Annotated in this window: 10 protein-coding genes; 3 read left to right on the forward strand and 7 right to left on the reverse strand. The window is 71.1% G+C overall.

The annotated features are described in order from the left end of the window. From AB0J04_RS29045 to AB0J04_RS29065, 5 genes are all read right to left on the reverse strand, one after another. The coding region (locus AB0J04_RS29045; protein WP_363171521.1) for a hypothetical protein at positions 1-301 on the reverse strand (301 nt) is incomplete at its 3' end. Positions 302-342: 41 nt separating this feature from the next. Continuing rightward, complete coding sequence (locus AB0J04_RS29050; protein ID WP_363171556.1) at positions 343-2,385, reverse strand: ATP-binding protein; 2,043 nt, start codon at positions 2,383-2,385, stop codon at positions 343-345. A 210-nt stretch (positions 2,386-2,595) separates the two neighbouring features. Continuing rightward, positions 2,596-3,279 (reverse strand): DUF4255 domain-containing protein, encoded by a 684-nt coding sequence (locus tag AB0J04_RS29055; RefSeq protein WP_363171522.1) that lies wholly within the window; start codon positions 3,277-3,279, stop codon positions 2,596-2,598. Positions 3,280-3,298: 19 nt separating this feature from the next. Beyond that, positions 3,299-6,238: an HYR domain-containing protein gene (locus AB0J04_RS29060; RefSeq protein WP_363171523.1), complete on the reverse strand. Its 2,940-nt coding sequence runs from the start codon at positions 6,236-6,238 to the stop codon at positions 3,299-3,301. Positions 6,239-6,611: 373 nt separating this feature from the next. Next, on the reverse strand, positions 6,612-7,235 hold the full coding sequence (locus tag AB0J04_RS29065; RefSeq protein WP_351917938.1) for a response regulator transcription factor: 624 nt from the start codon (positions 7,233-7,235) through the stop codon (positions 6,612-6,614). Between the two features lie 160 nt (positions 7,236-7,395). On the opposite strand from AB0J04_RS29065, the gene AB0J04_RS29070 reads away from it, so the two are divergent. After that, a complete protein-coding gene (locus AB0J04_RS29070; RefSeq protein ID WP_363171524.1) occupies positions 7,396-8,796 on the forward strand; it encodes a hypothetical protein in 1,401 nt (466 codons plus the stop codon). A gap of 69 nt (positions 8,797-8,865) precedes the next feature. Here AB0J04_RS29070 and AB0J04_RS29075 read toward each other — a convergent pair whose 3' ends face one another. Both AB0J04_RS29075 and AB0J04_RS29080 read right to left on the reverse strand, forming a co-directional pair. Further along, positions 8,866-9,606, reverse strand: coding sequence for a DUF4157 domain-containing protein (locus AB0J04_RS29075; RefSeq protein WP_363171525.1), 741 nt, complete (start codon positions 9,604-9,606; stop codon positions 8,866-8,868). A gap of 192 nt (positions 9,607-9,798) precedes the next feature. Continuing rightward, positions 9,799-10,818: a LacI family DNA-binding transcriptional regulator gene (locus AB0J04_RS29080; RefSeq protein ID WP_363171526.1), complete on the reverse strand. Its 1,020-nt coding sequence runs from the start codon at positions 10,816-10,818 to the stop codon at positions 9,799-9,801. A 374-nt stretch (positions 10,819-11,192) separates the two neighbouring features. On the opposite strand from AB0J04_RS29080, the gene AB0J04_RS29085 reads away from it, so the two are divergent. Beyond that, positions 11,193-12,461 (forward strand): ABC transporter substrate-binding protein, encoded by a 1,269-nt coding sequence (locus AB0J04_RS29085; protein WP_363171527.1) that lies wholly within the window; start codon positions 11,193-11,195, stop codon positions 12,459-12,461. A 124-nt stretch (positions 12,462-12,585) separates the two neighbouring features. Then, on the forward strand, positions 12,586-13,434 hold the full coding sequence (locus tag AB0J04_RS29090) for a sugar ABC transporter permease (protein ID WP_363171528.1): 849 nt from the start codon (positions 12,586-12,588) through the stop codon (positions 13,432-13,434). Positions 13,435-13,493: the final 59 nt, after the last annotated feature.

Genomic DNA, 13,493 nt, shown 5'->3' on the forward strand with positions numbered 1-13,493 from the left:
GCCACCTCCACCTCACCACCCTCAACAGCTGAGTGCGAGCACGCCTACAAGCAACACCGAAGTCAACCCCCGAAGGACTTACGACGCAGACCACTAAGACGGCCTCCTCCAGCGGCATGCCTGGGGCCCGCTGCACCTGGAGCTGGACCGTCGTCCGCTGCGCGGTCACCAGCCCCACGACCGCCTTGTTGCCGACCGTCCGCTGCAGTGTCGGCAGTGCGGTCTTCAGCGAGCCGGCCGGTTCCCCGATGCGGACCGGCACGGCGGTGCGGCGAGTGCGCTCGGCACCTGGACTCGTCACTGGTTTTTCGTGCGTACGCACAGCGGTTCTCCTCCATCCGGTCACAGGACGAGCAGGTCCATGTACTGGCCGAATTCGCTGGCCAGCGTCAGTCGACCCAGCTTCTGGTACTCCCGCTGGACCGCGTGGATCAGCTGTCGCATGGTCAGTGGGGAGCCGGCCTCGGCGGTGAGGTAGGCAGCGGTGACGGCGATGGAGCGGATGTTGCCGCCGGCGAGTTCGAAGGAGTCCGCGCAGAAGCGGAGATCGAGGTCGGGGTCGTCGGCGGCGGGGAGGAGTGGGGCCAGGCAGCGCTGCCAGAGGGCGAGGCGCTGGGCGGGGTCGGGGATGGGGAAGTCGACGACCAGGTCGAGGCGGCGGGTGAAGGCGTCGTCGAGGTTGGCGCGGAGGTTGGTGGCGAGGACGGCGAGGCCGTCGAAGGACTCCATGCGCTGGAGGAGGTAGGCGCTCTCGACGTTGGCGTAGCGGTCGTGGGCGTCCTTGACCTCGGAGCGCTTGCCGAAGATCGCGTCGGCCTCGTCGAAGAGGAGGACGCCGTTCACTCCGGCCGCTTCGGAGAAGATGCGCTCGAGGTTCTTCTCCGTCTCGCCGACGTATTTGTCGATCACGGTCGAAAGGTCGACGGTGTAGAGGTCGAGGCCGAGGTCGGCGGCGATGACCTCGGCGGACATGGTCTTGCCGGTACCGGAGTCACCCGCGAACAGGGCGACGACGCCCCGGCCGCGGGCGCCGCCGGGGCGCATCCCCCATTCGCCGAGGACGCGGTCGCGGTGGCGGGCGCGGGCGGTGAGTTCGCGGAGTTGGGAGAGGGTGTCGGGAGGCAAAACCAGGTCGTCCCAGGCTACGGCGGGTTCGATGCGGCGGGCGAGGAGGTCGAGTCCGGCGGAGTTCTGGGCCCGGGCGCCGCGCCGTACATGCTCGGGGCGCAGTTCGTCGTCGTCCAGAAGCGCGTTCTGGGCCGCGCTTCGGGCCGCCCGGGTGATCTGTTCGGGGGTGAGGAGGAAGGGCGCCAGGAGGTTCGGAATATCGAGGGCGGCGGGCACCGCGGTGCCGTACGCGGTCTGCCACAGAGCGGCTCGTGCCGTCGGCTCGACGCGCGGGGCGCGCAGCAGCAACGGGGGACGGGTGGACCAGGCGGCGTCCCACGGTATGCGGCCCACGAGGACGACGGGGACCGGGGTGTCCGTCAACTGCCGTAGCAGTACGGCCCGTTCGCGTTCGCGTTCGCGGTCCAGCGCGTCGACCGGGGCGCAGACCAGGCCGGCGCCGGTCAGCCGGGCCTCGCGTACGGCGGTGCGCACGGCGTCCGCGGGGGCCGGGTCACGGGCGAGGCGGGCCAGGTCGAGGGCGAGGGCGGGGCGTCCGGCCAGGGCGAGAGCGGTCGCGGCGAGGGCCGGGCCCGCGCCGCCCTGGTCCTCGCGCAGGTAGGCCAGGGGTACTTCGGCCGCGAGGGCCCGGGCCAGCGGGGCGGCGTCGCCCACACCGGGCACGGGCGGGGCCGGGGTCAGCAGGTCGACGACCCGGGGGTCGGGGGTGTCGTCGCCGAGCAGGTGCGCGGTGATCCGGTCCGGTACCCGCAGGGCGCGTCCGAGGAACGGGCGGTCCGGGTCCTCGACGATCAGCAGGCCGCCGAAGAGCAGGGGCGCGGTGGCGCCGAGGCGGGCGCGGGCGGAGGCGTCGGCCGGGGACAGTCCGCACAGTGCCAGGGCCAGGCCGATGGAGGGTCGGTGCCGGGTGACGTCGTCGTTGAGATAGCCGTAGAACGATTCGAACCGGGCGTCCAGATCGGGCAGCAGGGCGATGAGCAGGATCTCGACGTCGAGGTCGGTCAGGCCCAGGCCGGCCGCCAGGCGGCGCAGGCTGGTGGGCGGGTCGGCGGCGTCGGCGCGCGTCTCGGCGTCGGCGTGCCGGGCGGCGTCCGTGCGGTCGGGGGCGGCGGGACGGGGCGGCGTGTTCAGGAGGCGGTCGACGGCGTCGTCGGTGAGGTAGAGGCCACGGAAGGCGTCGTCGGGGTTGGGGTCGGTCTGCCTGCGGGCGGCGACGGCGCGGCGTACGCGTTCCTCGACGAGGACCACCCGGTCCAGCAGGTGGCGAAGGCTGGGGTTCTCGGCGATGGGGTGCTCCTCGCTCCGCTCGGTGTGTGCTGTGCGCCCGGTCGGGTACCGCGGATCGTGCCGAGGCCCGGCGCGGCACGACCGCGCGTACGGCCTGGCGCGCCCCCGCAGGGTCCCGGACGATCTACCGACTGCGTCCGGGTCCCGGTCCTGGCCGCCGGGGCGTCCGGCGGCCCGTGCTCATTCGCGGACGCGCCGGGACCGCGCCGGCCGCGGGCGACGCCGCGCCGCCGGGTCGTCCGCCGCACCGGCCTCCCCCGCTCCGGTGGGGCTCTGACCGGTGCGCCTGGTGTCCTCGATACCGAGCCGCAGGCCGCCCTCCTCGGTGACCGGCGGCGCCGCCGGAGCGACTCCGGTGCCGACGAGCGGAAGGCTGATCACGAGGTCGAGGGAGGGTTTCAGCTCGCCGCCGAGCGCGCTCCACACGTCCGCGAACGCCCGGTCCTCGGGGGGCGGCAGCGCGATGGTCATCGGAACCGACAGGGGAAGCCCGGCCAGGGAGCCGGTCATGTGCTCGGTGGGCATGGCGTCGCTGCCCAGCAGGCACAGCAGGAGGGAGGACAGCAGACGGTGTTCGTCCTCGGGGCGCCGCGTCCAGGCGGTGATCAGGTAGGACAGCTTGAAGTACCGGGGCGGGCGGTGCCGGGCGATGACGGTGCCGCGTTCGTCGTATTCGTTGGAGAGGCCGCGGGAGCGACGGCGCATGTCCTCCCGGATGTCGTAGAGGTACAGGTTGACGGTGGGGGCGTTGACCTTGGCCGCCCACTCGCGGGTGGGTGCGTCGAACATGACGCTGACCTGTGTGCCGGCCAGGGCGTCGTTGCGTACGAGGGCGCGCAGTGCGTCGTCCACCTCGTGGATCACGGTTCCTCCTCCGCGTGGCTCATCCGCGGCCGATGAAGTCGGGTGGCTGGAGGCTGCGGGGCACGACGAGGACCTGCGCGGTGAGCGGGTTGTATCCGGGTCCTGTGGCGCTGAGCAGCCGGGCTCCGGTCCGGTCCTTGCGCAGGACGAGGACCTGGGTGCGGAACGTTCCGTCGGCGCCCACCTTCACCGGGACCGTCGCCGCGGTGATGCCCTCGCTCCACTTCAGTTGGACGACCGTTCCGGCCGGGAAGTCGCGGCCCTCGGCGAGGACGACGTCGCCGAGCCTGGCGACGACGGGCCCGGCGGTCAGCACGGGCTGGAGGACGCGGAGCGGGAGCGTGGCGGTGTTGTCGGCGGTGAGCCGGTCGGCCGGCGTGCCGGCGACGCGGGCCGTCACGGTGCCGCTGGTGCCCTTGTCGTACGACACCCGGGTGGTGACCTGGATCCGGCCGCCGGCCGGCAGGGTGCAGGGGCTGGCGGTGGTGCAGCGGTCCTGGACTCTGACCACGGTGGCGGGTTGGGGTATCCCGGCGGTCAGGACGACGTTCGTCGCGTTGTCCGGTCCGGCGTTGCTGAGGGTGAACGTCGCTGTGACGGCGCCGCCGGTGAAGGCGGGCTGCGGGCCGACCACGGCGGTCACGGCGAGGTCGGCGGAGGGCGGGGCCGGCACGGGCGGGATCAGGATGACGGTCACGACGGCGGTGTCGCGGCCGGTGTTGCCCGCCTTGTCGGTCGCCGTGCAGGTGATGGTGGTCCTGCCGAGCGGGAAGTTCGACCCCGAGATCGGGGTGCAGGTGGCGGTGAGGACGCCGTCGACGATGTCCTGGGCGGTGGCGATGTACTGGACGGGTTCGCCGGCCCGGTTGATGGTCCGCACGAACCGGTCGTCCACCCGGACGGCGGGCGCGGCGGTGTCGACGACGGTGAAGACGGCGGTGTCGGTGCCCCTGTTGCCGGCGGCATCGGTCGCGGTGCAGGTCACGGTGGTCTCGCCGAGCGGGAAGGTGGATCCGGACGGGGGCTCGCAGGTGACGGCCACGGCTCCGTCGACGAGGTCCTGGGCCGTGGCGGGGTACTCGACCACGGCGCCGTCGGGCCCGGTGGCCGGCACGGTGCGGTCGTCCACGGTGACGACGGGCGCGGTCGTGTCGACCACCGTGATCACGGCGGTGTCCTCGCCGGTGTTCTCGTGGGCGTCCGTCGACCTGCAGGTGACGGTGGTCTTCCCGACCGGGAAGGTGGCGCCCGGGGGCGGTGTGCAGGTGACCTTCGTCGGTCCGTCCACGATGTCGACCGCGGTGGCGGGGTACTCCACGGCCGCGCCGCCGGGCCCGGTGGCCTCGACCGTCACGTCGTCGACCGTCACGACGGGCGGGGTGGTGTCGACGACGGTGACGACGGCGGTGTCCGTACCGGTGTTCTTACGGGAGTCCGTCGCGGTGCAGGTCACCGTCGTCGGCCCGATCGGGAACACCGAACCCGACCGCGGCACGCAGGTGACCGGCACCGGCCCGTCGACCGTGTCCTGGGCCGACGCCGGGTACTCCACGGCCGCGCCGTCGGGACCGGTGGCCTCCGCGGTGCGGTCCTCGACGGTGACGAGGGGGCCGGTGGAGTCGGTCACCGTGAACTCGGCAGTGTCGCGGCCGGTGTTGCCGGCCCGGTCGGTCGCCGTGCAGGTGACGGTGGTCTTCCCGAGCGGGAACGTCGACCCGGAGGGGGGCTTGCACACCACCGGGACGACGCCGTCCACGATGTCGGTGGCCGTGGCCGGGTATGTGATCACGGCGCCGTCGGGACCGGTCGCCTCGGCGGTGCGGTCGTCGACGCCCACCACCGGCGCGGTGGTGTCGACGACGGTGACCACTGCCGTGTCGCGGCCGGTGTTGCCCGCCTTGTCGGTCGCCGTGCAGGTGACCGTCGTCCGCCCGAGGGGGAAGCGCGTCCCGGAGGCCGGCGTGCACTTCACCGGCACGGCGCCGTCGACGTTGTCGCGCGCGCTCGCCGGGTAGCCGACGACCGCGCCGTCCGGGCCGGTGGCTTCCACCGTGCGGTCGTCGACGGTCACCGCGGGGGCGGTCACGTCGTTGACGGTGATGCGGATCTGCTCCCGATAGGCCGGTTCGGCCGCCGGGCCGAGCAGGAACTGGACCGTGCAGGACAGCGTGGAGCCCTGCGGTGCGTTCGGGGAGACCGTGATCCGCTCGGTGAAGGAGGCGGTCTGGCCGCTGGTCACCTCGACGCTCGTCGGCGAGAGGGAGACGCCCAGCGAGGGGTTGCAGTCGACGAGCCGGTGGCTGACGGTGACCGGCAGGTTCGTCAGTCCCTGGACGATGGCGTTCGACACGTCACCCGCGTTGATGCCCTGGAGGTACTTGCCGCCGGTGGCCTGGGTGACCTGTCTGGCCTGGCCGTACTGGTCGAGCCCGTTTCCGCCGACGCCGACGGCGAGGACCTTGACGCCGCGGCCCTGGAGCGTCTTGACGACGTCGGCGAACCGGCGCCCGTTGCTGGGGTCGTGGCTGGGGGCGTCACCGACCAGGACGACGATGGGGCTGGCGCCGTCCCGGAACGTGTTCCGACCGCCGGCTCCGGTCGCCACCTCGTGGAGCGCGTTCCCCCAGTCCTCCGGTGTGTCGCCGCCGCCGGAAGCGGTCAGGGCGTTCACGCCGCGCTGGATGGCGGCGCGGTCGGCGGTGAACGCCTGGTGCAGGAGGAAGAGCCGGCTTCTGCCGCCCACGTCTCCGTAACTGGCCACGGCGAAACGGGAGTCGGGCTGCAGGGCGAAGACCTGGTTGACGATCGTGGGCAGGTTCTTCTTCACGTTGGCGATGACGTCGTCCATGCTCCCCGTGTTGTCCACCAGCAGCACCACGTCCGGCTTGGGCGGCACCACGGGGGTCCGCACCTGCTTGGCGACGGTGATCGAGGCACCGGGATTCAGCGACTGCTCCACCAGCGAGGGCGTGACCGGGGAGGTCGGGGCCGTCGCCGTCGGAGGGGACGAGGAGGAGGGCGAAGAAGAAGGGGAAGGGGCTGCGGATGGAGATGGGGACGGGGAGGGCGACGAGGAGGACGAAGTCGTCGCCCGGGCCTGCGGCGTCGTGTCTCCGATACCCGCTCCTACCGCGCCGAGCGCGAGGAGCGAGGCCATCAGGCCCGCCCTCAGCCGGAACAACCGCACGACATCCCCTTCCAGTTCGGCGTTGGCCAACCGTCCCCGGCGCCGCTCTTCGACGGAGCGGCGCCGGGGACACGCGTTCGGGAAGTGCGGTCTGCCCTTCAGGGCAATCCGCCTCTCCCTTCGCCGCCGAGGCGGACCGGCCTCTTCAGATCAGCCCCTGCCGGAGCGCATAGGCGACGACATGCGAGCGGTTGCGCAGATGCAGCCGGGTGACGAGGTCGTGCAGGATGTTCTTGATGGTGCGTTCGGAGTACGCGAGTTTGGTGGCGATGTCCCCGGTGTCGTACCCCTCGGCGACGAGCCGGACGACCTCGATCTCCCGGTCGGTGAGCCCGCTGAAGTTCAGGCCGCGCGGCGCGAGAACCTGGCTCTGCAACTGGCCGACCTGCTCCAGCAAGCGGCCCAGCAGGTCCGCGGGAACGCTGCCCTCTCCCCTGGCCACCGCGTTGATCACCTGCACCAGCCGCTCCGGCGTCGCCTCGGACCGGCGCAGGACCCCCGCCACTCCGCACTCGGCGGCGCCGACCAGCTGCTGGTCGTCGATGCGGGTGGCGACCAGCGCCACCCGGGCGGCCGTCGTCCGCCGGATGTGGCGAAGGGTCCGCAGCGACTCCTCGTCTATGGTGTCCACTACGACCACCACGACGGCGGCGGCCGGTTCCTCCCCCTCCTCCTGCAGCCGGATCTCCGGCCGGGGCCGCAGTTGGGTGGCGACCCCCGCTCTGGAGATCGGGTCATCTGCGCGCAGGCACACAACTATCCGGTCCACACCAGTCTCCCCCCTGGTCGAGCGCATCGCGGCGCGTCGAGCAGTATGCGGGAGGCGACTCCACGCAAAGTCAACAAGGCGTCAATGGGCACCTCAGCTTCCCGAAAGTCTTCCTGAGAGGACCGTGCCGACCGCCGACACCGGTCTTATTGTGCCGATCATGACAACTGCGGCGAGCCTGGACACGACCGCTGTGACCGCCGAGCCTGGTGGGCTGATCGAAGTCCCCCTTCAGGTACGCAACTCCGGCAGCACGGTGGAGGAGTATCGCTTCGAGGTCGTGGGCCCGGCAGCGGCCTGGGCGACCGTCGAGCCAACGAGCCTTTCGCTGTACCCGGACAGTACGGGCACCGCGGTTCTCGCACTGAGCCCGCCCCGAAGCCCGGACGTGCCGGCCGGGGACGTCCCGTTCGGGGTACGGGTGGTGCCCACCAGCGCCCCCGACACGGCGGTGCTCCCCGAGGGCGTCGTCACGGTCCTGCCGTTCGCCGAGATCACCGGGGAGCTGGTGCCCCGCGGGTTCGACGGGGCCTGGCGCGGCCGCACCGAGGTGGCCGTCGACAACCGCAGCAACATTCCGATGACGGTGCGGCTGACGGCCCAGGGCGACAGCTCCCGGGTGCGGCTGGGCTTCTCCCGGGACACCGTCGAACTGCCGCCGGGCGCCGCCGAGTTGACGCGGCTCACCGCGCGTCCGGCGCGACGGCTGTGGCGCGGCGCTCCCGTCGTCCATCCCTTTCAGGTGGTGGCGACGCCCGTCGGCGACGCCCCGCACGAGCCCGTCCCTCTGGACGGCACCTACCAGCAGGACGCGATACTGCCGAGCTGGCTGCCACGCGCCCTGATGGCGGCGGCGGCCGCAGCGGTCGCCCTGGCCATCGTGTGGTTCGCCCTGCTGCGCCCGGTGGTGCGGTCGGCGGCGCGGGAGGAGTCCCAGAAGCAGGTGGCCGCCGTGCTGTCGCCCAGCCCCGGGGCGTCCGCCACCAAGGGCGGCGGCTCGTCCGGGTCGGGGGGCTCCGGCGGAAAGGGGGCGGACACGGCCGGCGGTGGCTCAGCGACCTCCGGAGCCGCAGCGGGATCGGGCGGCGGAAGCACCGGCGGGGGCTCGGGCGGCGGAACAGGCGGCGGGAGCACGGGCGGCAGCGGCGGCGGGGGTGCGGTGGATCCGCGCAGCGCTCAGACCGGGGTGAAGGACTCGGTGGGCGGCGGCTCGACGGCCGACACGGTGTACCGGGTCCCGAAGGGGCAGGTGTTCGACCTGACCGACCTCGTGGTGCAGAACCCGCAGGGCGACTCCGGCACCGTCGTCATCTCCGCCGGAAGTCGGACCCTGCTGACGCTGGCACTGCAGAACTTCCGTGACCAGGACTACCACTTCGTCACGCCGATCGCGGTGCCCGCCGGGGGTCGGATCACCATGACGGTGACCTGCAGCCAGGTGGGACGGCCGGTGGGCGGTCCGACGGCGGCCCAGTGCGACGAGTCGGTGCTGGTCGGCGGGACGCTGCGACAGGCGCCCAGCCCGAGCCCCTCCGTCTCCCCTTCCCCCTCCGCGGCCTGACCCGGCCGAACGCGGCAGGACCGACCGGCAGCGGTCGGCCCCCGGGCTCGAGCCCGGGGGCCGTGCCGGTCATTCCTCGCCCTGTTCTTCCTGCTCCTCCTCGGCCCGCTGCACGAACAGCCCCTGCACGTCGGCGGGTTGCTCGTCCTCCTCGGCCTCCCGCTGGACCACTCCGGCCGGCGCGGCGGCGGTCGGTGCGGCCGGGGCCTGGGCGGACATGACACGATCCGCGTTCGCGCTGGCCTCCTGCTCATACCGGTCGGAGGGGTCGCTGACCCGGATCCCACCGGATGCGGGGGTCCCGTCGACCGGGCCGCTGCGCTGCTGGATCACATGGGTCAGCTCATGCGCGAGCGTCGTACGCCCGGCATGGGACGACGGGTCGTAGGCGTCCCGCTGGAAGACGACGTTGTTGCCGACGGTGTAGGCGTGCGCGCCGACGGACTTCGCGGACTCGTGCGCCGCGTCGCCCGTGTGCACCCGCACGTCGGAGAAGTCCGCGCCGAGCTTTTCCTCCATGTCGGAGCGGACGTCGGCGCCGAGGGTCTGCCCGGAGCCGGACCCGACGACGTCGTGCACGGGCGAGCGCTGCGGCGCGGGGGAATCCTCGTCCTGCTCCCGCTGCAGCATGGCGCCCACCGCGCTGTTGCCGACGGCCCGCTGGAGCGTGCCCATGCCGGACGGGCCCAGAACATCGGGGCGCCCCGCGGCAGCTGCCTTGAACAGTCGCGAGTCGTCGGTCTGGAGCTGCCTGTGGCCGACTTGTTGGTGGTCGTCGTCGTGGTCGTGGTCATGTACGTGGTCGGGCATTCTCGCTCCCTGGGACGTCCATCGGCAGACCTCTTGTGACCCTGACACTGCCTCAGCACGCGCGCCGGGTACAGGCGTACGACTGCTGTCGGAAGTGCAGCCGCCACTGCCCGATGAGGCAGCCGCCGTCCCGGGCGCCCTTCCTGGCGGTCGGCGCTGTCGGTGGCGGCCGGCCCGTCGTCCTGAAGGCACTCAGTGACGGCTCGCCGGTGGCGGGGCGGTCGAGTTCCGTACCACGAGTTCGGTGCCGACCTCCATGTGCTCCATGAGGAGCTTCTGCCCTTCGATGAGGGACAGCAGCGCGCGGGCCGCTTTCTGCCCCATGTCGTGCAGCGGCTGACGCACGGTGGTGAGGCCCGGAAAACTCTGTGCCGCCTGCGGAAGGTCGTCGAAGCCGACGACCGAGAGGTCGGTGGGCACGTTCAGGCCGCAGGCCCGTGCCGCGTCGACCGCGCCGAGTGCCATCAGGTCGGCGCCGGCGACGATCGCCGTGGGCCGGTGTTCGGTGATCAGGCGGGTGGTGGTGCGGAAGCCGCTGGCGTAGGAGAAGTCGCACGAGGCGACCAGCCGTTCGTCGACTTCCAGGCCCGCGAGCCGCATGGCGTCCTCGAAGCCCTGGAAGCGGATGGACGTGCTCTCGAGGTCCTCCTCGCCGCGGAGGTAGGCGATCCGGGTGTGTCCGAGGTCGAGCAGGTGCTGCGTGCCCTGACGCATCCCGTGGTAGTTGTCGACGGTCAGCCGGGGCAGCGGTACGGCCAGGCGGCGGGGGTCGATGATGACGCAGGGCAGTTTCTGCCGGCGGAGCAGTTCGACCGTCTCGTCCTCCAGTACGGGGGCGATCAGGAGCACGCCGTCGACGAGGCCGCGGGTCAGGAACTCGATGCGGTCCTTCTCCCGCACCGCGTCGTGGTACGAGGCGTTGACGAGCAGTTCCTGCTCGGCGCTGGCGAGTTCGTCGGCGACGCCGCGGAGGATCTCCAGGCCGTACTGGCTGGTCAGATCCAGGGCGATGAGGCCCACGAGCCCGCTGCGGCCGTTCTTGAGATTGCGGGCCGAGACGTTCGTCCGGTAGCCGAGTTTCCCGGCCACCTCCATGACTCGGCGTCGCGTCTCCTCGGAGGCTCCCGGCTTGCCGTTCACGACGTTGGACACCGTCATCGCGGAGACGCCGGCCTCCTCGGCCACCTGCGCGATGGTCACCCGCCCTGCCACCCGGACTCCTTCTGTCACCCGCACGAAAACACTATGGAAACTGTAACGATAAGGCAGTGGCGTCGTCAACGAAACGTCACACGCGCCGGGCCGTGAGCTCGACCATCAGCACACATACCGGAATATATAGCCCGCCACTCTGGAGGGCATGGCCACCCAGGCCTTACGGATCGACCACACAAAGTTACATATAGATGTCCGCTAAGTTTTGCGTTACAGTCCCCGCAATCGGCAGTTAACGATTGCCGCAAAGTCGGGTCGACCGGTCCCTTTCCGCATGTATCAACCCTTCCCCCACACGGAAACCGACCAGCCCGTTCAAATCCCTTCAGAGATGACAAGTCGGTCTGCGCCGACGATGGGTGAGGTATGCAATGAAGCGTTCTGGGAGAGGTCTCGCGGTCGCCACCGCCGTCGCCGCCATGGCGGTTTCGCTGGCCGCCTGCGGAGGCGGGTCGTCCGGCGCCTCCGCGGACGGCAAGGTGACCCTTCACGTGCAGGCGTGGAAGGGCGGCGGCGCCGAGCCGGCGAACGTCGCGGAGATCAACAAGGCGTTCGAGGCGGCTCACCCCGACATCAAGGTCGACTTCGAGTACATCACCGCGAACGACACCTACGTACAGAAGCTCCAGCCGGAACTGCTCGGCGGCAAGGCCGGCGACGTCATCATGGTCGACACGGACAAGATGAAGAAGTGGGGCGCCTCCGGCTACCTCGCCGACCTGTCCAAGGAGTCGTGGGCGAGCGAGATAGCCCCGGACGCCAAGCCCTTCGCCCAGTCCGACGGCAAGACCCTCGCCATGCCGATGGAGCTGATCGGCATCGGCCTCTACGCCAACATGGACCTGTTGAAGAAGGCGGGCATCACCGAAGTCCCCGCCGACTGGCCGACGTTCCTCGCCGACCTCGCCAAGGTCAAGAAGGCCGGCATCGACCCCATCGCGCTGCCTGACAAGTCCGGCTGGACCGGGAGCTCCGTCTTCCAGGCGAGCGGTTCGACCGTCGTCTACGACAAGAACAAGCAGTGGGACGCCGACTTCCTGGCCGGCAAGACCTCGTTCGACCCCGACTGGAAGACGCCGCTGGAGCAGTTGAAGACCCTGGAGGACAAGGGGTACGTCAACTGGAAGAACCAGATCGGCGTCGACGAGTGGTCGCAGGGACCGCAGGACTTCAGCGCCGGCAAGAGCGCCTTCTGGTACCAGGGCGCCTGGCAGGTCTCCAACATCAAGAAGGCCGGTTTCCCGGTCTCCTTCGCGCCCTGGCCGGGCGGCGAGGCGGGCACCAAGCCCAACAGCATGCTGTTCGCCGGAACGATGTGGGGCGTCAACTCCCAGTCGAAGCAGGGCGACGCGGCGCGTGAGTACGTCAAGTTCTGGTCGCAGAGCGCGAACCTCGCCAAGTACCTGGAGGCCGAGCACGCGGAATCGCCCTTCACGGGCGGCACCACGCCGGAGAACACCGAGACGACGGCCTTCACCACGGCCTTCAAGGAGGGCCGTTACCGGATCCTCCCCTCCAACTCCTGGTACGCCGCCGCCGCCGAGACCGACACCGGCTCCAAGATCCAGGCGTTCCTGCTGGGCCAGGCGTCCGCCGCGCAGACGCTGAAGGACATCCAGACCGCGGCGTCCGCGAAGTAACCCAGCCCCACACCCCTGGTCAGCCGTGGTGGGGGTCGCGGTCAGCGGCTCCTGACCGCCCCACGCCCGCCACGGCCGGCCCGGCAAGAGGAGAACCCCCGTGTTCCACCGCCGGCGTGCCACCATGGCAGCCTTTCTGCTTCCGGCGATCGTCATATACGGCGTCTTCATGCTGTATCCGCTGGCCCGCGGCGTCTACCTGAGCATGACCGACAGCCTCGGCGGACCCGTCGCCGACTTCGTCGGCACCGACCAGTACCGCGCCATGGCCGACGACCCGAAGGTCACCGCCGCCCTGTGGCACACCGTGCTGTACGCCGCCGTGGTCGTCGTCGCGCAGAACGGCCTCGGACTGCTCTTCGCGAGCCTGCTGTTCCGCCGTCCCAAGGTCCGCAAGACGCTCAGCGTCGTGCTGCTCACGCCGACCCTGATCTCCCCGGTGATGGCCGCCTTCATCTGGTCGTACCTGTTCGCCCCGACCGGCGGCATCAACGCACTGCTGGACCGGATCGGCCTGCACAGCCTCGATCACGTCTGGCTCGGCGACACCTCCACCGCGCTCTACTCGGTGGCCGCCGTCAACATCTGGATGTTCACCGGCTACTCCTGCGCGATCTTCCTCGCCAGCTACATGAGCATGCCGACCGAACTGCTGGAAGCCGCCGCGCTGGACGGAGCGAGCGGCTGGCGCCGCTTCATCAGCATCGAGTGGCCGCTGCTCGCCCCCGCACTCACCGTCAACGTGACGCTCAGCCTCATCGGCTCGCTGAAGGTCTTCGAGTTCCCCCTCGTGCTGACCAACGGCGGCCCGGCCGGGGCCACGGACACACTGACGCTTCTCGTGTACCGCAATGTCTTCGGCGGCGGGAAGTTCGCCTACGGAGTCGCGCTGTCGGTCGTCCTCCTCGTGACCGTGGTCGTCCTCTCCAGCGCCACCTCCTCCCTGCTCCGGCTCCGCGAACGACGCATCTGACGGCACGAGACCGACGGCACGAAACCGACGGCACGAACAGGAACACGAACAGGAACTGA

Origin of the sequence: Streptomyces sp. NPDC050263, assembly GCF_040655955.1 — a bacterium.
Taxonomy (GTDB): Bacteria; Actinomycetota; Actinomycetes; order Streptomycetales; family Streptomycetaceae; genus Streptomyces.

Bases quoted from the DNA above. Each gene is read 5' to 3' on its own strand.
- AB0J04_RS29070 (WP_363171524.1), top strand. From the start codon at position 7,396: ATGACAACTGCGGCGAGCCTGGACACGACCGCTGTGACCGCCGAGCCT.
- AB0J04_RS29075 (WP_363171525.1), bottom strand. From the start codon at position 9,606: ATGCCCGACCACGTACATGACCACGACCACGACGACGACCACCAACAA.
- AB0J04_RS29085 (WP_363171527.1), top strand. From the start codon at position 11,193: ATGAAGCGTTCTGGGAGAGGTCTCGCGGTCGCCACCGCCGTCGCCGCC.
- AB0J04_RS29090 (WP_363171528.1), top strand. From the start codon at position 12,586: ATGGCAGCCTTTCTGCTTCCGGCGATCGTCATATACGGCGTCTTCATG.